Source organism: Pseudarthrobacter arbutini (assembly GCF_054510915.1).
Window position 1 is genome coordinate 46,964 of sequence record NZ_JBTNDQ010000014.1, and the last position, 19,132, is coordinate 66,095.

Consider the following 19,132-nt stretch of genomic DNA (forward strand, 5'->3'; position numbering starts at 1 on the left):
CCTGAGTGGCCCGCCCGGGCCGGGATCAGCTTTCCGGGGCGTCCGCAATGGCCCGGGAACGGACCTTGCGGATGTGGTCCGCCATGGCTGCGGCTGCTTTATCGGGATCGCCGGTGGTAACGGCAGCCAGGACTGCCTCGTGTTCCGCGATGGCGTGCTCGGCATCCGTAATGCCCACGCCGCCGAAGAGCCGGAACCGTTGGACCTGTCCCCCGAGGGCTGAGTATGCGGCCTCCATAAACTGGTTCCCGGTTTGCCGCGCAATCAGCTGGTGGAACCGCTCGTCCGCCTCGAGGTAGTCCTTGAACTCGGCAAACGAAGGTCCCCGAGGTGCGGATTTCAGGTCCTCGACGGCCTTCCCGAGCTCGGCCAGGCCATGCTGGTTGATGCGTTCACAGGCCAGCCGGGCGTTGACGGGCTCGATTGCCAACCGCGCCTCCATCAGCTCCGCAAAATCCTCCTGCGTAAAAACGGGAGCCACGCGGTAGCCTTTCAGCGCCACCCTCCGGACCATTCCGGTGTGCTCAAGCCGTGCAAGGGCCTCGCGGACCGGAGTGGGAGAAACGTCCAGCTCGCGGGCAGTCCCGTCAATGCTGACCACGGCGCCGGGCGCCAGTCTGCCATCCATAAGGGAGGCCAGGAGCTCCGCGTAAACGTGGTCCGCCAGCACCTCGCGGCTGACCGCGCGGCCGGTCCTGCGGGGGCCGGTCCGGTCATCTGTGCTGCTGCCGGCGCGGGGGCCTGTGGACGCGTTTTGCATAGTCAGATCCTATAGGAAGCGTCGGTCAGCGATCGTTTCCTGGGACGCAAAGAGCCCCAGCCAGGTGGACCTGGCCGGGGCTCGTCACGACGCCGTGCGTGGGCTCTTGGCCCGCGCCGTAACAGCTCAGGCCAAGAGGGATGGCTTCAGCTGCTGCAGCCGGCCGAGGAGGCCGTTAATGAACGACGGCGATTCATCCGTTGAGAGCGTCTTGGACAGTGCCACTGCCTCACTGACCGCGACACCGTCGGGAACATCGTCGTTGTACAGCAATTCCCAGGTGCCGATCCGCAGGATGATGCGGTCCACCGAAGGCATACGTTCCAGGGTCCAGCCCTGGGAATAGGTCTCAAGGAATTCGTCGATGGCGGTCTGCTGTGAGACGACGCCTTCCACGATTTCCAAGGTGTACGGGTTCACGATCTGGTCTGTCAGTTCGCGCCGGGACCTGAGTACATCGAAGGCGGAAACCGAGCGCTGCTCGGCCTCGAAGAGGACATCCAGTGCCCTGTTACGGGCCTTACCGCGTGCGCTCACTACTCGCTGACCCGGCCGAGGTAGCTGCCGTCGCGAGTATCGACCTTGACCTTGGTGTTGTTCTCGACGAACAACGGAACCTGGATCTCGTAGCCGGTTTCCAGCGTTGCCGGCTTGGTGCCGGCCGAGGAGCGGTCGCCCTGCAGGCCAGGCTCGGTGTAGGTGATCTCGAGGACAACGCTGGGCGGAAGCTCGATGTAGAGCGGGTTGCCTTCGTGGATGGCGATGTTCACCATCTGGTTCTCCAGCATGAAGTTGGTGGCGTCACCAACAGTGGCGCCGGAGACGGTGAGCTGGTCGAAGTCCGAGGTGTCCATAAACACGAAGTCGGCGCCGTCCTGGTACAGGTACTGGTAGTCCCGGCGGTCAACCGTGGCGGTCTCGATCTTAAGGCCGGCGTTGAACGTCTTGTCTACAACTTTGCCGGACATCACGTTCCGCATCTTGGTCCGCACAAACGCGCCACCTTTGCCGGGCTTGACGTGCTGGAATTCAATGATGTTCCAGAGCTGGCCCTCGAGCTTCAGGACCGTTCCGTTCTTGATGTCGTTAGTGGTTGCCACTGGTATCCTCTGGTTTCTATCTGTCTGGTCAGTTGTCAGACGTTCTATGCCGGCCAGGCAAGCCGAACGGCCCGCCAGCGCGTGTTTATCAAAAATCCAAGAACCATTCTACCGGTAAAACGCGGGCGGCTTGCGTCCGGGCCTTCCGGCCACCCACCCCAGAACGTGACAGGCGTGTCAGCAGGCGAGATCCAGGACGTCGCGGGCCCGCTGAAGCGCCACGGTGGACGAGTAGATCAGTGCGGCATCAGCCGATTGCGCAACCCTCAGATCCAGCGCCCGGGCAAAGGCTTCCACCGCGGCGGACGTGTGTCCGGCGGCGTACTGGGTCTTGCCCAGGTATTGCAGGACCAGGGCTTCACGGTCGGTCCCCTGGAACTCCGCGAGTAACTGCCTGAACAAATCAAGGGCGCGGTCGGTGCGGTGGGAGACACGCAGCACCTCGGCCTCGAACGTGCGAAGCCGGAAGGACTCAGGGTCCTTGAAGCGGGCCTCCGCGAGGAGTTCGGCCGCCTCCGCAGCGTGCCCTTCCACGATCAGGACGAAGATCTGGTCTGACGGGTCCGTGGACGCCGCCAGGGCCGCGCGGCAGGCGTCCTCGTTGACGATCTCCGGCAGCAGGGAGACCGGGTTGATCCGGATTCCGGGGAAGCCAGCCTCGGGCCAGTCGCTGGTGCCCGCCACGTCGCCCTGCATCAGGAGGCGATTTCCTGGTAGGCCGCGAAGAGCAGGGACGTGTCCGGGACATCCAGGATGCCCGGCTTGGCGATGCCGTCCAGGACCACAAAGCGCAGGAGGTCCCCGCGTGATTTCTTGTCCCGCCGCATGCCGTCCAGCAGCCCCTGCCAGCGGTCCCGCCGGTACGTGACCGGGAGTCCCAGTGTTTCCAGGATGCTGCGGTGGCGGTCGGCGTCGGCGTCGCTGAGCCGGCCAACGCTGCGGGCAAGTTCAGCGGCGAACATCATGCCCACCGATACTGCCGCACCGTGGCGCCAGGAGTAACGCTCCACGAGTTCAATGGCGTGGCCCAGGGTGTGGCCGTAGTTCAGGATTTCGCGCAGCCCGGATTCCTTGAGGTCTTCCGAGACCACTTTGGCCTTGACCGCGATGGCGCGTTCGATGAGTTCGCGCAGGGCGTCCGATCCGGGGTCGGTGGCCGCCGCCGGGTCCTTTTCCACCAGGTCAAGGATGGCCGGATCGGCGATGAAGCCGCACTTGATGACTTCAGCCATGCCGGAAATGATTTCGTTCCTGGGCAACGTGTTAAGGGTGTCCAGGTCCACCAGCACTCCGGCCGGGGGGTGGAAGGAGCCCACCAGGTTCTTGCCCTCAGCCGTGTTGATGCCGGTCTTGCCACCCACGGAAGCATCCACCATGCCCAGCAGGCTGGTGGGCATGTGGATGACCTTCACGCCGCGGAGCCAGGTAGCCGCCACAAAACCGGCCAGGTCGGTGACGGCCCCGCCGCCCACTGCCACGATGGCGTCCGAGCGCGTGAAATCGTTCTGGCCCAGGACCTGCCAACAGAAAGCGGCGACCTGGATGTGTTTGCCTTCTTCGGCGTCCGGGATTTCCGCGGTCAGCGAGGTGAAACCCGCTGCAGCCAGCTCATCGCGGACCGTGTCACCGGTGAGCCGCAACGCACGGGGGTGGATGACCAGCACACGCCGGACCCGCTCCCCCAGCAACGCCGGAAGGTTCCCCAGCAGACCGCGGCCAACTACGACGTCGTAATTCTGCCCAGCGGATTCGCCGGTGACCTTGATGACTGTTGAATCGACGCTCAATTTTCAACTTCCTGTTTGGCGGCCGCGTAGTCACGCAGCGCAACTTCGAGCCGGTGTCCCAGCTCGTTGACCGAGCCATGGCGGACATCCACCACAAGGTCGGCCAGCCGTTCGTAAACTGGTTTCCTGGTAATAAACAGAGCGGACCATCGGGCCATGGCATCGCCGGCGAGCAGCGGCCGGGCCGAGTTCCGGGCGATGCGGCTGGCCACGGTTTCCTCATCACATTCGAGGTACACCACAGTGCAGCGGCCCAGGAGCTGTTGCGTGCCGGAATCCAGCACGGCGCCGCCACCCAAGGAAATCACGCTGGCCGCCCCTTCTGCATGCTCCACCGCGCTGGCAACGGTCCGGGCCTCGATCTCCCGGAACGCGTGCTCGCCGCGGCCGGCAAAAATTGAGGCGATGCTGCCATGGGCGTCCACGATCAGGTTGTCCGTATCGACGAAGGGCACGTCCAGCAGCTTGGCCAGCTCGTGGCCGATCGCGGACTTTCCCACCGCCATGGGTCCGATGAGGACAATGGGCCGGTTGCCAGGCACACCGGCCTTACGGCTCCCAGGCACTAGTGGCCGATCGAGTCCAGGGATGCCGGAATGTTGTCCAGGTAACCCTTGATGTTGCGGGCGGTCTCCGCCACGGAGTCACCGCCGAACTTTTCGGTGACGGCTTCCGCCAGAACCAGCGCGACCATCGCCTCGGCCACCACGCCGGCAGCCGGCACGGCACAGACGTCGGAGCGCTGGTGGTGCGCCTTGGCAGGCTCCCCCGTGCTGACGTCAACCGTGCGAAGGGCGCGGGGCACCGTGGCGATGGGCTTCATGGCCGCTCGCACGCGCAGGACGTCGCCGATGCTCATGCCGCCTTCAATGCCGCCGGCCCGGTTGCTGGTCCGGATGATCTTGCCGTCCGCGTCCTTGACGATTTCGTCGTGGGCAGCGGAGCCGCGGCGCGCAGCTGTCAGGAAACCGTCGCCGACTTCCACGCCCTTGATGGCCTGGATGCCCATCAGGGCGGCGGCGAGGCGCGAATCAAGCCTGCGGTCCCAGTGGACATAGCTGCCCAGTCCAGGCGGCAGTCCGTACGCGAGGACCTCCACCACACCGCCCAGGGTTTCGCCTTCCTTGTGGGCAGCGTCAACCTCGGCCACCATGGCATCGGAGGTCTCGCGGTCAAAGCAGCGCAAAGGATCGGCGTCGAGCGCAATCACGTTGGCCGGAACGGGCAGCGGACGGCCCTCGGGCACGGTCACGCTGGCGATGGAGACGGTATGGCTGACCAGTTCGATGCCGAGCGCCTTGAGGAACTGGGACGCCACGGTGCCCATGGCAACCCGCGTGGCGGTCTCCCGGGCGCTGGCGCGTTCCAGGACGGGGCGGGCCTCGGTGAACCCGTACTTCTGCATCCCGGTGAAGTCTGCGTGGCCCGGACGGGGCCGGGTCAGCGGTGCGTTGCGGGCCTGGTCGGCCAGGATTTCCGGATCCACCGGATCGGCAGCCATGATCTGCTCCCACTTGGGCCATTCGGTGTTGGCGACCTGGACGGCCACTGGACCGCCCTGGGTCAGGCCATGTCGGACGCCGCCGAGAATGGTCACGACGTCCTGCTCGAACTTCATCCGGGCGCCCCGGCCGTAGCCAAGGCGGCGGCGTGCCAATGAATCGGCGATCTGCCCGCTGGTGAGTTCAACACCGGCGGGGACGCCTTCAATAATTCCCATCAGGGCCGGACCATGGGATTCACCGGCAGTCAACCAACGCAACATAATTTCCATCCTGCCACGTATGGCGGTCAGAACGCCCGTCGGGGAAGGCCGACTGAGTCGCACATCACATCTATGACAGACGCATTAACGTCGTCACCGCGGCCGGTGAACAGGCGTACCTGTTCCACCGCCTGGTACAACAACATTTCGAGCCCGGGCACCACCGCACCGCCGCCGGACTGCCACGCCGACGCAATCTGGCTGGGCCACGGATCATAGGCCACGTCCAGGAGGACACCGGGTGTTCCGGTTCCCAACGCGGCGATCTCCGCCGCCAGCCCGTCCGCTGCGCGCGGCGGGAGCGTGGAAATTACGACGTCGGCACTTGCGGTCGGAACGGCGGCTTCGGTCAGCGGCCGGACGACGATGGAAAGGCCTACTCCGGCCGCGGCGGCGCGTGCTTCGTCGGCCCGGGAGATATCCCGGACGAACACCTGGGCGTGCTGCGTGCCCAGATCCTTCAGCGCGGCCACTGCGGCTGCGGCTGTACCGCCGCCGCCCAGGACCACGGCAGCGGGGCTGGCCGCCACTCCGGCGTTAAGGACAGCGTTGACGATGCCGGCGACGTCGGTGTTGTAGCCGATGCGCCTGACGGAGCCGAGGTCTTCCTCGAAGGCGACGGTGTTGACCACGCCCAGCGTCCGTGCCACGCCGCGGACTTCGTCCACTTCGGCAAACATGCCTGATTTCAGGGGCATGGTGACTGAGAGTCCACGCCAGCCCTGCTGCGTCCTGACCTGTTCCATAAAGGCGGGCAGAGCCTCCTCGGTCAGGTCCAGGGCCGTGTAGCCGATGTCCATCCCGAGTTTGCCGTAGGCCGCCAGGTGCAGGGCCGGGGACTTGGAGTGGCTGATCGGATGGCCCAGGACGGCGGCCCGGAGACTCATGTGCAGCGGCCCACGTTGGCCTGGCACCAGGTGTTGTACTGGTTGACGTAGACGTTGTGTTCGTCGAGCGTCTTGGAGAACTTTGTCTCCTTCGTGTCCAGGTTGATGGTTACCCAGTACAGGTAGTCGTTGGTTTTGGGCTTCGCCGCCGCGTCGATGGCCGTCTTGCCCGGGGAGCCGATGGGGCCCGGCGGCAGGCCCGGGTTGGCGTAGGTGTTGTACAGGTTGGATTTGTCCTGGCGCTCTTCATCGGTGAAGTTGAAGCTCTTGGTGCCCAGCCCGTACGTCACGGCCGAATCCACCTGCAGGTAGCCGTAGGTCTGGTCATTCGGCTTGAGCCGGTTGTAGATGGCACCGGCAACGTCACCGTACTCAGCCTGTCCGCCCTCAGCCTGCACAATGCTCGCCACAATCACGGCTTCGTACTGCTTCGCCGGATCGGAGATGCCCTGTGCCACCAGTTCGTCGGTGGTTCCCTTGACCAGAGACTGGAGGATCTCCTTCGCCGGTGTGCCGAGCGGGAAGCGGTACTCCCCCGGAGCGAGGAAGCCCTCAAGGTTTTTGGCGTTGGCTGGAAGGCCGAACTGCGCGGGAGCGTCGCTGAGTTCCTTCAGCTGCTGCAACGACACACCGGAGCCCTGGGAGATGGCCTGCAGCGACTCTCCGATCCTGAGACCGGCATTCAAGGCGAAGTAGATGACCTTGCTCTTGTCGGTGCCAAGCAGGATGCTGACGGCGTCGGAGTTCTTCATCTCCATCTTGAACGTGTAGTCGCCCGGCGACAGCGTCCCGCCGGAAGAAGCAAAAGCCTGCAGGAAAGTGTCAGCGTTGGCCACTACTTTCCCGCTCTCCAGTTTGGTGGCCACGGAGCGGGTACCTTCACCGGGCTGGACCGAAACAATGACTTCGCCCGTGCCGGGACCGGGGTAGTCGGCCGCTTTGTCGTTTCCAAGCAGGGGCTTCAGGAACTGCGCACCCACGGCGATCGCTGCCACGAAGACCACAAGGGTCAGGAACAGGGCCAGGAGGCGGCGCCGGCGCCGCACCTTCTTGGAGGGCTTCGCCACTACGGAAACCGCGGCTGCGCCGGCGAACAGGCCGGTGTCGGGGTGGTGATCATCAGGGTAGTGGTCATCGGCATGGTGATCATCATGGTGGCCTGCATCGTGGTGTTCTTCGTCCAGATAGTGGAGCCCGGCGTCGTGCGCTTCATAAAAGTGCTGGTCTTCGGGGTGGTATTCCTGAACCTGGGCTTCGTCCGGCTGGTGGTCTGCGGCCGGACCGGCGTCCTGGATGGAAGGCGGCGTTTCCGGGACTGTGGGGACAGCCGGCTGCGGCTCCGGATCCGGTTCAGGCGCCTGAACCAGTACGGCCGCTTGGACCGGAACGGGGGCAGGCGCCGGAGCGGGTGCAGCTTCGGGAACAGGAGCCGTGGCTGGTGCGGGCGCATCCTGCCCCGTTTCGTAGGCCTGCTCGGGAACCACATCGCTGCTTCCCGTGTGCTTCTCCAGGGCGCGGAGCTCTTTTCGGGTCAGCGGCCTGGCGCCATCGTTGCTCGTGGCGCCTGAGGCGTCGTCGTTATTGGACGGGCTCACTGTAGCCTTCCGTGTTCTGAGATCGGGTCGTGCCTTCCGGGGCCGCGTGCTCGGGCTGGACTGCCGAACCTGCTCCGGATGGCCGAGTACGGGGCGGCGCAGTCACGCGGCTGCCAACGTCCGTTCCCCTGGCTTTTTGCATGTCGATGGCGTGCTGGAGGATGCCTGCCGCCGCGACCTGATCCACCACTTTACGGTGGTTCCGGCTGCTCATGCCAGCTTCGTGCAGGTTACGGTGCGCCGTGACACTGCTCAGGCGCTCGTCGACCAGGTTGACCGGAACATCCATTCCCCGGGCAACGAACTCCGCGACCAGCAGTTCGGCGTAGTCGGTGGCCATCCTGGCAGAGGCGTGTTCCTCGCCCTTCATAGTGCGTGGCAGCCCCACGAAGACCTGGACGGCGCCCAGTTCCCCAGCGAGGGACGCGATGACACGGACGTCGGAATTCTTCTTGACGTTGCGTTCCAGGGTCTTGTGCGGAGTGGCCAGGATTTCGTCCCGGTCGCAGAGGGCAACGCCCACGCGGACGGTGCCGACGTCTACCCCCAATTTGATGCCCTGGGGGTAGACGGCGGCGCCAGCGGATTCTGTCACGGGTTCCCTAGCGCCGGGAGATGGCGTCCACAACGGCGGCCAGCGCCGGTGCGACCTTGGCGGCGTCCGTGCCGCCACCTTGGGCGACGTCGTCCTTGCCGCCGCCGCCGCCGCCGAGGATTCCGGCCGCGAGCCGGACCAGGGCCCCGGCCTTCACGCCGGCTTCCCGGGCTGCCTCGTTGGTGGCCACCAGGATCATGGGCCGGTCATTGCTGACACCGGCCACTGCCACGGTGGATGCTGCCGAACCGAGGCGGTTGCGCAGGTCGAGGGCAAGGTTGCGGATGTCGTCAGCGCCGCCGATCTGGCCGGCGTCGTGTGCGATGACCTGGACGCCGGCTGCGTCCCGGGCTGTGCCCACGAGGTTTCCGGCCGCCGCGGCGATCTGTTCCTTGCGCAGGCGGTCGAGTTCCTTCTCCGTGGCCTTGAGCTTGTTCAGCGTGCTGGCGATTCTGTCGGCGAGCTGACCGGAAGGCACTTTGAGCATCTCGGTCAGTTCAGTCACCAGGGCGCGCTCGGCGGCCAGGTGGCGGAAAGCATCCATGCCCACGAACGCCTCCACACGGCGGTTTCCTGAACCGACTGACTGCTCGCCGAGCAGCGACAGGCTGCCGATCAGGGACGTGTTGGCTACGTGCGTGCCGCCGCAGAGTTCCCGGGACCACGCGCCGTCGATCTCCACAACACGGACTTCGCTGCCGTAGTTTTCGCCGAAGAGCGCCATGGCGCCCAGCGCCTTGGCCTCTGCCAGGCCCATGACCTTCGTGTCCACGCGGAAGTTGTTGCGGATGGCGAGGTTGGAGACTTCCTCGATTTCCGAACGCGTGGCGGTGCTCAGGCCTTCGCCCCAGGCGAAGTCGAAGCGCAGGTAGCCGGCCTTGTTGTAGGAACCGCGCTGGGTGGCTTCGGGGCCGAGGATCTGGTGCAGGGCGGCATGGACGATGTGCGTGCCGGTGTGGGCCTGCTCGGCGGCGTGGCGCCGCTCGCGGTCCACGGCTGCGCGGACCAGTGAGTCGGAGCCGATCTCGCCTTCGCGGACGATTGCCTTGTGGACGCTCAGTCCCTTGATGGGGCGTTGGACGTCCAGGACCTCGACCACGAATCCGTCACCGGTGATGAGGCCGGTGTCAGCCGACTGGCCGCCCGCCTCAGCGTAGAACGGGGTCTCCGCCAGGACGAGTTCAATCTCGTCGCCGGTGGCAGCATGCCCCACGTTCTGTCCGCGGCTGAGGATGCCCCGGACCCGGGACTCGCCATCCAGGTCGGTGTATCCGGTGAAGACAGTCTCGCCCTGGGCCAGCAGCTCCTGGAAGGCGCTGAGATCGGCGTGGCCGCCCTTCTTGCCCTTGGCGTCCGCCTGGGCACGCTGGCGCTGTTCGAGCATCAGGCGGCGGAATTCCGGCTCGTCGACCTTGAGTCCGGCTTCTTCCGCCATCTCCAGGGTGAGGTCGATCGGGAAGCCGTAGGTGTCGTGCAGGGCGAAGGCATCTGCACCGGACAGCGACGTGCCGGCGGCCTTGGACTCCGCGACGGCGTCTTCGAGGCGGGCGGTACCTGAAGCGATGGTGCGCAGGAAGGCCCGCTCTTCGGCATAGGCGATCCGGCTGATGCGATCAAAGTCCGTCGCCACGATGGGGTAGACGCCCTTCATGGCATCGCGTGAGGCGGGGAGCAGATCCGGCAGGCAGGCCTTTTCGACGCCGAGCAGGCGCATGGAACGCACGGCGCGGCGGATCAGGCGGCGCAGGACGTAGCCGCGGCCCTCGTTGGACGGGGTCACGCCGTCGGCGATCAGCATAAGGGCCGAACGGATGTGGTCACCGACAACGCGCATGCGGACGTCGTCCGTGTGGTGCGGATCCTCAGGTGTTTCGGCCGAGGTGTACTCCCGGCCCGACAGCTCGGCAGCCTTGTCGATCACAGGCCGGACCTGGTCGGTCTCGTACATATTCTCGACGCCCTGCAGGATCATCGCGAGGCGCTCCATGCCGAGGCCGGTATCGATGTTCTTTTTGGGGAGCTCGCCGACGACGTCGAAGTCGTCCTTGGAGCGGACGTTGTCGATCTGGTACTGCATAAACACCAGGTTCCAGATTTCAACGTAGCGGTTTTCGTCGGCGATGGGACCGCCCTCGACGCCGTAGGCAGGGCCCCGGTCGTAGTAGATCTCCGAGCAGGGGCCTGCCGGGCCCGGCTGGCCGGTGTGCCAGTAGTTGTCGGCCTTGCCCATCCGCTGGATGCGCTCGGACGGGACGCCCGTGTTCGTCAGCCACAGCTCCTTGGCTTCGTCGTCCTCTTCGTAGACCGTCACCCACAGCAGTTCCGGCGGAAGGCCGTAGCCGCCGTCGTCCACGCTCTTGGTGAGCAGCTCCCAGGCGTACTTGATGGCGTCTTCCTTGAAGTAATCACCGAAGGAGAAGTTGCCGCACATCTGGAAGAAGGTGCCGTGGCGGGCGGTCTTGCCCACTTCCTCGATGTCACCGGTGCGGATGCACTTCTGAACGCTGGTGGCCCGGTCGAAAGGGGCCTCCTCGCGGGCAGTCAGGTAAGGGATGAACGGGACCATGCCGGCCACGGTGAACAGGAGGGAGGGGTCGCTGGAGACCAGCGAGGCGGAGGGAACCGCTGTGTGTCCTTTGCTGACAAAAAAGTCCACCCAGCGCTTTGTGATCTCCTGCGACTTCATGAGCTGATTACATACCCTTCTCGGTTCACGCGTTATGCCACGCATGACTTATTGATTCAGACGGCAGTGCCGGCAAGCGGCGGCTGCTGGTTTAATTCTCGCGCGTTTTTCCCGCGCGTTCAGCGGCGGGCTACATCCTGGGAGTCGATCCCGAGGGCGGCCCGAAGGTCCGTCTCACGCTCACTCATTCCGGCACGCACGGCATCGGCGAAGTCGTACACACCGTCAGCCAGCCGGCCCACCGCGCGGTTCAGGCCCTCGGGCCCCAGGTTGGACTGGGCTTCGCTGATCTTGCGGAACGCAATGACTCCGATGGCCACGCCGATTCCCATCCAGACAAATCGTTTCATTTCAGTTCTCCGGTGGCTTAGCGGCTGCGGCGGCCGGGTGCGGGCTTCTTGCGGTTGGCGAGGGCGGAACGCACGCCGTAGCTGAAAGCCGCCACCTTGATGAGCGGTGAACCGATTGTCGCTGCAACGAGTGAGGACAGTGCGGAAAGGTTTGCCGACGCATCCGAAACGTTGGAGGCGATGCCATCCACTTTCTTCAACTGCTGGTTGGTGGTTGAGACAGTCGCGGTGACTTCGTCCATCAGGGGCGTGGCGCCATCGCTGAGGGAGCGGATGGAAGTCCGAATTTCCTCCAGCACACTGCCGAGCTTCAGGATGGGCACGGCGAGCAGCAGCACCAGGAGCGCGAACACCCCGGCTGCGATCAGGCCGGCAATATCGCCACCAGACATAGACGTTCATCTCCTTGAAACTGACGTGGATCTTTTACCTCCGCGCACGCTGCCTTGATGCGTTCCGCAGATGTCCCCCAAGTACCTTACATACAAAGAAGCCCGTGGCGCTTGCCACGGGCTTCTTTGGATACGCTGCTGGGATTTAGCGTGCGTAGAATTCGACGACGAGCTGCTCTTCGCAGGTTACGGGAACCTCGGAGCGCTTCGGGCGACGGACCAGGCGGGCCTGCAGGGCGTCAAGCTTGACGTCCAGGTAGGCCGGAACCTGGGGCAGGACGTCGCGGTGTGCGCCGGCTGCTGCAACCTGGAGCGGAACCATGGTTTCGCTGCGGGTGTGGACGTGGACAAGCTGGCCTTCGCTGACGCGGAAGGACGGGCGGTCAACGCGGATGCCGTCAACCATGATGTGGCGGTGCACAACGAGCTGGCGGGCCTGGGCGATGGTGCGGGCGAAGCCGGCACGCAGCACGAGGGCGTCGAGACGCATTTCGAGCAGTTCGATCAGGTTTTCACCGGTCAGGCCCTTGGTGCGGCGGGCTTCTTCGAAGGCGCGGGTCATCTGGGCTTCGCGGATGCCGTACTGGGCGCGCAGACGCTGCTTTTCGCGCAGACGTACGGCGTAGTCGGAGTCCTGCTTCTTGCGGGCACGGCCATGCTCACCGGGGCCGTACGGGCGGCGCTCCATGTACTTGGCGGCCTTGGGGGTCAGAGCAATGCCGAGTGCACGCGAGAGGCGTGCTGTACGGCGAGCACGAGTGTTGTTAGCCACTTGTGTCCTTCCAATATCTGCGGTGTGTCAGTGTTACTGGCCTCCATAATGGAGAGCATCGGCCAACCGCTGCCTTTTGCTACTGGGCACAGGGCTACCCCAACGAAACAGCAGAAATACTGAAGGATGGGGAGATTGCGTCCGCGCCTTGCCAGACAACGAACAATCTTAGCAGGATTCGGCTGCATTCCCACACTCCGCCGGCTCCCGCCGCCGCTCCCCCGGTCACTCCCGTGGCGTCACTGCCCGGGGTCCACTCCACCGACGACGCCGGTCAGTTGCCGCGGATGATCTTGCGCAGCCGTTCGAGGCGCACGGCGATGTCCCGTTCCGCGCCGTTGGCTGTGGGCTCGTAGTAGTCCCGACCCACCAGGTCATCCGGCGGGTACTGCTGGCTGGCCACGGAATGGGGGGCATCGTGGGCGTACTTGTAGCCGAGCCCGTGGCCCAGCTGCTTGGAGCCGGGGTAGTGCGCATCACGCAGGTGCGCCGGGATCCCGTTGCCCAGGCCGGCACGGACATCCGCGACGGCCTTGTTGATTCCCATGTACGCGGCATTGGATTTCGGCGCGGTGGCCAGATGCACCACGGCCTCGGCCAGGACGATCCGCCCCTCAGGCATGCCGATCAGCTGGACTGCCTGGGCGGCGGCGACCGCCGTCTGCAGCGCTGTGGGGTCCGCCATTCCCACGTCTTCCGCCGCGGAAATCACGATGCGCCGGGCAATGAACCTCGGGTCCTCCCCTGCCTCCAGCATTCTGGCCAGGTAGTGCAGTGCGGCGTCGACGTCGGAGCCGCGGACTGATTTGATGAAGGCGCTGGCGACGTCGTAGTGCTGGTCCCCGGCGCGGTCGTAGCGCACGGCGGCCACATCCAGGGCGCGTTCGGTGTGCTTGAGTTCCACGGTGACCAGAGAGTCGGCAGCGGCGTCGTCCGCGTCGCCGAAGGCCACGCCCGCTGCGGCTTCGAGGGCCGTCATGGCGCGCCGGGCGTCGCCGCCCGCGAGCCGGACGAGGTGCGCCACGGCCTCGGCGGTGAGCTCCACTTTTCCGTTCAGGCCGCGTTCGTCCGCCACGGCGCGCTGCAGGAGCCCTTCAATGTCCGCCTCCGTCAGCGGTTTCAGGGTGAGCAGGAGGGAGCGGGACAGCAGTGGCGAGACCACCGAAAAGGACGGGTTTTCCGTGGTTGCCGCCACGAGCACCACCCAGCGGTTTTCGACGCCGGGCAGCAGGGCATCCTGCTGGGCCTTGTTGAAGCGGTGGATCTCGTCGAGGAAAAGCACAGTGGTGGTCTTGTACAGGTCCCGCGCTGTCAGGGCTTCGTCCATAACCCGCCGGACGTCCTTGACGCCTGCGGTGATGGCGGACAGCTCCACGAACTTCCGCCCCTTGCCCTTGGCGATCACGTGCGCCAGCGTGGTTTTTCCGGTCCCGGGCGGTCCCCAGAGGATCAGCGAGCTGGGGCCTGCGGGACCCAGGGCGTCGGTGCCGGCCGCCAGCTGCCGCAACGGCGATCCCTGCCCCAGCAGGTGCTGCTGGCCCACCACGTCATCCAGGGTGCGTGGCCGCATCCGGACGGCCAAAGGACTGCGGGGCGCGGCGGTACGGCCGGACGACGACGGTTCGTCTGTGTCGTCGTCGTCATTGCCATGCCCTTGGGCGAAGAGATCATCCACATAGATAGGCTACTCATTAGTTCACTGCCCCACTTCCGCCCTCCATGCAAGGGATCCCGCCATGAGCGCACGCAGTACCCCCGGCGCCGGCCGGCCGGGGTCCGTCAGGACCGCGTTTGTGTCCGGCGGACGCCTGGCCGGCTGGGCGGAACGCTTCGGTGCCTCGCACGGCGGCTTCCGGATCAGCGATGACGACGACGGCGTGCGGCTGCTGGCGGCCGACGGCACCACTGCGCTGCTTCAGGCTCCGTGGCCACCTGACGGACGGCCTGGACGCGGCGCTGATCCCCTGGAGCGCCTGGCCTCCGTCGCCGCCCAGCCACGGACGGCTGGCCTGGTGCTTGTGCGGCGCGGCGGCTATGCGGTGGGCGTGGCCCGGGAAGGCATCCTGCTCGCGTCCAAGGCGGGAACCCGCTACGTGCAGTCCCGCACCGCGGCCGGCGGCCAGTCCCAGCAGCGGTTCGCACGGCGCCGGGCCAACCAGGCTGATGAGCTGGTGGAGAAAGTGGCGGCTCACGCAGCCGCGGTCTTCGGTGGCCAGCCGATCGAGTACCTGGCGCCCGGCGGGGACCGGACCGTTGCGGGACTGGTCATGGACCAACCTGCCATGAAGCTGTATGCCTCAGTCCCCCGGCTGGACTTCCTGGATGTGCCTGATCCCAATGGCTCGGTGCTGCGGAAGGCCGCCGCGGATGTCTGCGCCGTCCGGATTCAGGTGGCGGACGCACCGCCATAGTTATCCACAACCGGCCGTCGGTGACAAGCGCGGGCCGACCCTTCCTGCCTCGACTCCCCAGCAAGGGGCCGCTGCTGCGGCCCACACTGGAACGGCTCGGCCGGTTCGGCTTCCGCCTGCCGTCGGTGATCACCGTGCACCTGAACGCCGGCTACGACTCGGCCAAGACCCGCGGCCTGCTCGACGAACTCAGCTGCGAGGCCGAGGTCGCCACCAAGGGCAACGAACCTCAAACTCGGGGTGGTACTCCGTGACCCACTCGGCCATCCGGCGCTTCCGTCCCGCGATGAACTCCAGCGTGGCATCCCGGTGCGTCACGTACTCCTCGGTCGTGGCCGGTGCCCCGGAACGCTCGAAGTTTTCGAAAGGGGGCTCCCTGGTTCTCCTGCGTAGTGACGCCGGATGCACTCAAGGGTGAGGTCCATGCGGTCACCGACCTGTTTACCTTCGGGACCGAACCCTCGTGCCTTGTTCATGGTGGGTTGGTCCTTCGTCCTGACGGGCCAAATCATCGAACTGCCGATGGTGTAAGGAGGGTTCAGGTACCGGGACTTCTGGTCCTCGTTCAGCCCCGGCGATAGCGTTGACCAGAGCCTTCGGCTTCAACCAGGTGGACCCCGGAGCGCAGTCTCTTCGTCCACAGCAGCTCATGGTCCAACCGGAGCCTCGGACTGTCCCTGTCCGCGTCGGGTCTGGTCCTCGCAGGCTGGTCGGTCTTGTAGTCGAATGAAGTATCGAACACGCGCATCTTGGAAGTGTATGCGCACGTCAAGTTCTTGAGCCGGATTCATCGTTGTTTTTTGGTTACGGGGCCAAGGGTTCCTGGCCGCAAGCTTGATGGCCTGCCAGGGGGCCGCCGGGGTCCGGCGCGCTTGAGGGCACGCTCCACGGCGCGGTAGACGGTGGATCGTCCGACGGAGAACAGTTCGGCGAGCTCATAGATGGTGTGCCGGCGGGGAGGTCATCGGCAATCTCATGAGCGTCCTGGACGGACCGGGCCAGCCGTCCAGTTTGGTGACAACCAGGGTATCGCCGGCGCGGCAGGCGGCCAGCGCTTCACGCAGACCTAGCCGGTTCCTGTTTCGGCCCGTGAGCCCGTGGTCGACGTAGATCCGTTGGGGATCATACGGGACGCTTCGTGGCTCGGAGCAAGAGCGCCGTCCGCCGCCGGTGCGTCCGGTGGCGGACCGGCTTGCGGGTGAGTCGAACTAGCTAATCTCGGTTGATGAGACGGGTATCAATTTCGGGTCTGCAACTCGATACATGATGGCCCGGTGCATCGTGAGCGACTGAAGCGCCATTAGATGGGCAAACCGCCGGCTCTCTCGGACTCAAGGAAAAAGGTAGTGCCAGCCCAAAAGACAGGTATCGACTACCGGTGACCGAAGGTTTGCCTGGTGCATAAACTCCGGATTTAGCCGTTATATCGGCACGAACGCGACACAACAAACTTCGCTCTCCACATGCAGGAGGACCTGATGCGGTTCATAACAGGATTGTCCCGGCGACACCGGGGGCGGCGTTCCGCCCCGAGCAAAAAACAACTGGGCACCGGCAAACGCCGGTTCGGCCGGGGTACATCCGCTTCCCTCCTGTTCCGGCGGCGTGCGGCCATCAGCATGATCCTGGCGGCGCTCATGCTGGTCAGCAATATCCCCGCAACCGCTGCAGGCACGGTGACCTCCACGATCCCGGTCGGGTCGCTTCCGGCAGGTGTTGCGTTCACCCCGGACGGGTCGACAGCCTACGTCACCAACACCGGCTCGGACACGGTTTCGGTCATCGATGTGGCGTCGGGCACGGTAACCTCCACGATCCCGCTCGGGTCGAATCCGGTCGGTGTTGCGTTCACCCCGGACGGGTCGACAGCCTACGTCACCAACACCGCTTCCGACACGGTGTCGGTCATCACTGTGGCGTCGGGCACGGTGACCTCCACGATCCCGCTCGGGCCGAATCCGGTCGGTGTTGCGTTCACCCCGGACGGGTCGAGGGCCTACGTCACGCAGTCCGACTCGGTGTCGGTTATCGATGTGGCGTCGGGCACCGTGACCTCCACGATCCCGCTCGGGCCGGGTCCGAACGGTGTTGCGTTCACCCCGGACGGGTCGACAGCCTACGTCACCAACACCGCTTCCGACACGGTGTCGGTCATCACTGTGGCGTCGGGCACGGTGACCTCCACGATCACGGTTGGGTCGGAACCGGTCGGTGTTGCGTTCACCCCGGACGGGTCGACAGCCTACGTCACCGACAACGGTTTCAGAACGGTGTCGGTCATCGATGTGGCGTCTGGCACGGTGACCTCCACGATCCCGGCCGGGTCGCATCCGCTCGGTGTTGCGTTCACCCCGGACGGGTCGACAGCCTACGTCACCAACGACGGTTCCGACACGGTGTCGGTCATCGATGTGGCGTCGGGCACGGTGACCTCCACGATCCCGGCCGGGTCGAATCCGACCGGCGTTGCGTTCACCCCGGACGGGTCGACAGCCTACGTCACCAACTACGGTTCCAACACGGTGTCGGTCATCACCGTGAACCCGGTACCCCCGGTGTTCACCGCGAACACACCACCGACCAAAACGACCACGCGTGCCGCCTACAGCTACACGTTCACCGCCACGGGTGACCCGGCCCCGACCTTCTACGTGTCCTCCGGTGCACTGCCCGCAGGGCTGAGCCTGAACGCCAGCACAGGGGTCCTTTCCGGCACCCCGACCAAGGCCGGCAAGGCAACGTTTACGATGACCGCCACCAACGGCGTCAGCCCCGACGCGGTCACGAACCCCATCACGATCACCGTGACCAAGGGCAAGGTCCGCTGAGCATGAAGATGTCTGGTTCGACGAATCGTTCATGCATGTCTGAGGGACGCTGATGATGGCAGCTCAACTCCACTCGGTTCGCTGTCGGTGAAGGATCGGCCAATGGGCATCTATGGTGACATTCAGCGATGGACCACACCGCACTCAAACAGGAGGACGAGTGTTTACGCAATCGGGATCGCGGGCGAAAAGTTGCTGATCTCCGGTGTCACCGGGCCGCCTGACGGGCGCAAACCCCTTGGGATAAGCGTTGATGTACCGGAGCCATGATGTACCTGAGCCTTGATGAACCCCTGCCGTGGATGCGCCCGTGCATTGCAGCGGCCGCACACACCGTCAACAGCCGGTCAGGTGCCGCTTGGGCCGTTCCTGCCGGTAGAGGTAGCGGCCGGTTTCCTGGAATCCCGCCTTGGCGTAGAGCTGCTGGGAGCCGCGGTTCGCAGCGGCGACCAGCAGCCAGTAGCCAGCCAGGTTGCGGGCGGCGCCTTCATGCAGGAGTGCCTGCATGATCCGCAGGGCATGGCCGCGCCGCCGGGCTTCTGGGCGGGTGGCCATACTGTACAGCCCACCCCAACTGCCTCCTGCCTCCCCGGTGGGAGGGAGAGCCAGCCGACCCACGGCGGCGGGAACGCCGTCGTGGGACCTCACCAGCGCATAGAGCGACGGGCAGCCTGCAAGGATGCTGCGTGCGGTCTCGCGCTCGGCCGGGCCGCCGCGGCCATCCACGCTCCACCACAGCTCAAGCCACTCATCGCTGGGGACCGTGGAGATCTCGACGCCGGGTTGGGCCGCCGCAGGATGGGTTAGCGCAGGTTGGTCCGCCACCTGCGCGCCGCTGCTCCGGCACATCACCAGCGTTTCGGATTGGCGGGTGAAGCCTTCCCCATCGAGGATGGCATTCAGTCCGGTGGAGCGGGGATCATCGAAGACCTGGAAAATCAGCGGCAGGCGCCGGCCGCGGTACCAGAGCCGCGCTGCACGCAAAGCCTCGTGCTGCCGGCGCATATCGCCCTCCGGCTCGCGCGGCCACACCGAATTGGCGCGCTGGGTCACGCCGGAGGCTGCGCGAAGCACCCAGCCGTCGGATTCCTCGCGGTCCGGGGCCGGCCAGGCGGCATCCATCAGCGCCTCAAGCCCAGGCAGGGCCAGGGCTGGTGCAGGACGTGAAACTGTCATGGCGTACCACCTTCCAACGCGAAAGGCC

General features: G+C 65.5%; 20 protein-coding genes and 2 pseudogenes. 3 read left to right on the forward strand and 19 right to left on the reverse strand.

From position 1 onward, the window contains the following. Positions 1–25 precede the first annotated feature (25 nt). The 15 genes from ACX80V_RS16115 to ACX80V_RS16185 form a co-directional block, all read right to left on the reverse strand. Complete coding sequence (locus ACX80V_RS16115; RefSeq protein WP_083510505.1) at positions 26–760, reverse strand: GntR family transcriptional regulator; 735 nt, start codon at positions 758–760, stop codon at positions 26–28. A 126-nt stretch (positions 761–886) separates the two neighbouring features. Continuing rightward, entirely contained in the window at positions 887–1,297 is a 411-nt protein-coding gene (gene nusB / locus ACX80V_RS16120) for a transcription antitermination factor NusB (protein ID WP_056340263.1), read from the reverse strand. Continuing rightward, positions 1,297–1,860 (reverse strand): elongation factor P, encoded by a 564-nt coding sequence (gene efp / locus ACX80V_RS16125; RefSeq protein WP_056340266.1) that lies wholly within the window; start codon positions 1,858–1,860, stop codon positions 1,297–1,299. The genes nusB and efp overlap by 1 nt, the downstream gene beginning before the upstream one ends. 177 nt (positions 1,861–2,037) lie before the next feature. Continuing rightward, positions 2,038–2,556: a tetratricopeptide repeat protein gene (locus ACX80V_RS16130; protein ID WP_058932361.1), complete on the reverse strand. Its 519-nt coding sequence runs from the start codon at positions 2,554–2,556 to the stop codon at positions 2,038–2,040. Further along, complete coding sequence (gene aroB / locus ACX80V_RS16135; protein ID WP_485843998.1) at positions 2,556–3,647, reverse strand: 3-dehydroquinate synthase; 1,092 nt, start codon at positions 3,645–3,647, stop codon at positions 2,556–2,558. The genes ACX80V_RS16130 and aroB overlap by 1 nt, the downstream gene beginning before the upstream one ends. Then, entirely contained in the window at positions 3,644–4,189 is a 546-nt protein-coding gene (locus ACX80V_RS16140; RefSeq protein ID WP_485843999.1) for a shikimate kinase, read from the reverse strand. Before ACX80V_RS16140 ends, aroB begins: the two co-directional genes overlap by 4 nt. A 23-nt stretch (positions 4,190–4,212) precedes the next feature. Then, on the reverse strand, positions 4,213–5,412 hold the full coding sequence (gene aroC, locus ACX80V_RS16145) for a chorismate synthase (protein ID WP_058932358.1): 1,200 nt from the start codon (positions 5,410–5,412) through the stop codon (positions 4,213–4,215). 26 nt (positions 5,413–5,438) lie between these two features. Continuing rightward, on the reverse strand, positions 5,439–6,299 hold the full coding sequence (locus ACX80V_RS16150; protein ID WP_485844000.1) for a shikimate dehydrogenase: 861 nt from the start codon (positions 6,297–6,299) through the stop codon (positions 5,439–5,441). After that, on the reverse strand, positions 6,296–7,894 hold the full coding sequence (gene mltG / locus ACX80V_RS16155) for an endolytic transglycosylase MltG (RefSeq protein WP_485844001.1): 1,599 nt from the start codon (positions 7,892–7,894) through the stop codon (positions 6,296–6,298). The genes ACX80V_RS16150 and mltG overlap by 4 nt, the downstream gene beginning before the upstream one ends. Next, positions 7,878–8,489 (reverse strand): Holliday junction resolvase RuvX, encoded by a 612-nt coding sequence (gene ruvX, locus ACX80V_RS16160; protein WP_485844002.1) that lies wholly within the window; start codon positions 8,487–8,489, stop codon positions 7,878–7,880. The genes mltG and ruvX overlap by 17 nt, the downstream gene beginning before the upstream one ends. A gap of 7 nt (positions 8,490–8,496) precedes the next feature. Beyond that, on the reverse strand, positions 8,497–11,175 hold the full coding sequence (alaS, locus tag ACX80V_RS16165; RefSeq protein WP_485844003.1) for an alanine--tRNA ligase: 2,679 nt from the start codon (positions 11,173–11,175) through the stop codon (positions 8,497–8,499). Between the two features lie 119 nt (positions 11,176–11,294). Beyond that, the gene (locus tag ACX80V_RS16170; protein WP_240484246.1) at positions 11,295–11,525 is read right to left on the reverse strand and encodes a DUF6167 family protein; all 231 of its coding nucleotides are present in this window, start codon (positions 11,523–11,525) and stop codon (positions 11,295–11,297) included. Positions 11,526–11,542: 17 nt separating this feature from the next. Beyond that, complete coding sequence (locus tag ACX80V_RS16175) at positions 11,543–11,917, reverse strand: DUF948 domain-containing protein (protein WP_485844004.1); 375 nt, start codon at positions 11,915–11,917, stop codon at positions 11,543–11,545. Positions 11,918–12,062: 145 nt separating this feature from the next. Then, positions 12,063–12,689, reverse strand: coding sequence for a 30S ribosomal protein S4 (rpsD, locus tag ACX80V_RS16180; RefSeq protein WP_058932352.1), 627 nt, complete (start codon positions 12,687–12,689; stop codon positions 12,063–12,065). A 274-nt stretch (positions 12,690–12,963) separates the two neighbouring features. Beyond that, positions 12,964–14,364: a replication-associated recombination protein A gene (locus tag ACX80V_RS16185; RefSeq protein ID WP_485844005.1), complete on the reverse strand. Its 1,401-nt coding sequence runs from the start codon at positions 14,362–14,364 to the stop codon at positions 12,964–12,966. A 61-nt stretch (positions 14,365–14,425) separates the two neighbouring features. On the opposite strand from ACX80V_RS16185, the gene ACX80V_RS16190 reads away from it, so the two are divergent. Both ACX80V_RS16190 and ACX80V_RS16195 read left to right on the forward strand, forming a co-directional pair. Then, a complete protein-coding gene (locus ACX80V_RS16190; protein WP_485844006.1) occupies positions 14,426–15,100 on the forward strand; it encodes an acVLRF1 family peptidyl-tRNA hydrolase in 675 nt (224 codons plus the stop codon). A gap of 68 nt (positions 15,101–15,168) precedes the next feature. Next, positions 15,169–15,342, forward strand: a pseudogene (locus ACX80V_RS16195) (IS5/IS1182 family transposase); the annotation flags it as partial. Positions 15,343–15,414: 72 nt separating this feature from the next. Here the strand turns inward: ACX80V_RS16195 and ACX80V_RS16200 are convergent. From ACX80V_RS16200 to ACX80V_RS16210, 3 genes and pseudogenes are all read right to left on the reverse strand, one after another. Beyond that, positions 15,415–15,669, reverse strand: coding sequence for a DUF6994 family protein (locus tag ACX80V_RS16200; protein WP_485844072.1), 255 nt, complete (start codon positions 15,667–15,669; stop codon positions 15,415–15,417). Further along, positions 15,666–15,848 (reverse strand): DUF6994 family protein, encoded by a 183-nt coding sequence (locus tag ACX80V_RS16205; protein ID WP_485844007.1) that lies wholly within the window; start codon positions 15,846–15,848, stop codon positions 15,666–15,668. The genes ACX80V_RS16200 and ACX80V_RS16205 overlap by 4 nt, the downstream gene beginning before the upstream one ends. 203 nt (positions 15,849–16,051) lie before the next feature. After that, positions 16,052–16,224, reverse strand: a pseudogene (locus ACX80V_RS16210) (recombinase family protein); the annotation flags it as partial. A gap of 354 nt (positions 16,225–16,578) precedes the next feature. Between ACX80V_RS16210 and ACX80V_RS16215 the strand changes: the two are divergent. Continuing rightward, the gene (locus ACX80V_RS16215; protein ID WP_485844008.1) at positions 16,579–17,928 is read left to right on the forward strand and encodes a beta-propeller fold lactonase family protein; all 1,350 of its coding nucleotides are present in this window, start codon (positions 16,579–16,581) and stop codon (positions 17,926–17,928) included. A gap of 336 nt (positions 17,929–18,264) precedes the next feature. Here the strand turns inward: ACX80V_RS16215 and ACX80V_RS16220 are convergent, their stop codons facing one another. Then, positions 18,265–19,104 (reverse strand): GNAT family N-acetyltransferase, encoded by an 840-nt coding sequence (locus ACX80V_RS16220; protein ID WP_485844009.1) that lies wholly within the window; start codon positions 19,102–19,104, stop codon positions 18,265–18,267. Between the last annotated feature and the right edge of the window lie 28 nt (positions 19,105–19,132).

What these genes read in the sequence shown, in the direction of transcription:
- ACX80V_RS16115 (WP_083510505.1), bottom strand. Translation starts at nt 760, where the DNA reads ATGCAAAACGCGTCCACAGGCCCCCGCGCCGGCAGCAGCACAGATGAC.
- ACX80V_RS16130 (WP_058932361.1), bottom strand. Translation starts at nt 2,556, where the DNA reads ATGCAGGGCGACGTGGCGGGCACCAGCGACTGGCCCGAGGCTGGCTTC.
- aroC (WP_058932358.1), bottom strand. Translation starts at nt 5,412, where the DNA reads ATGTTGCGTTGGTTGACTGCCGGTGAATCCCATGGTCCGGCCCTGATG.
- ACX80V_RS16150 (WP_485844000.1), bottom strand. Translation starts at nt 6,299, where the DNA reads ATGAGTCTCCGGGCCGCCGTCCTGGGCCATCCGATCAGCCACTCCAAG.
- alaS (WP_485844003.1), bottom strand. Translation starts at nt 11,175, where the DNA reads ATGAAGTCGCAGGAGATCACAAAGCGCTGGGTGGACTTTTTTGTCAGC.
- ACX80V_RS16170 (WP_240484246.1), bottom strand. Translation starts at nt 11,525, where the DNA reads ATGAAACGATTTGTCTGGATGGGAATCGGCGTGGCCATCGGAGTCATT.
- ACX80V_RS16175 (WP_485844004.1), bottom strand. Translation starts at nt 11,917, where the DNA reads ATGTCTGGTGGCGATATTGCCGGCCTGATCGCAGCCGGGGTGTTCGCG.
- ACX80V_RS16190 (WP_485844006.1), top strand. Translation starts at nt 14,426, where the DNA reads ATGAGCGCACGCAGTACCCCCGGCGCCGGCCGGCCGGGGTCCGTCAGG.
- ACX80V_RS16205 (WP_485844007.1), bottom strand. Translation starts at nt 15,848, where the DNA reads ATGCGCGTGTTCGATACTTCATTCGACTACAAGACCGACCAGCCTGCG.
- ACX80V_RS16215 (WP_485844008.1), top strand. Translation starts at nt 16,579, where the DNA reads ATGCGGTTCATAACAGGATTGTCCCGGCGACACCGGGGGCGGCGTTCC.
- ACX80V_RS16220 (WP_485844009.1), bottom strand. Translation starts at nt 19,104, where the DNA reads ATGACAGTTTCACGTCCTGCACCAGCCCTGGCCCTGCCTGGGCTTGAG.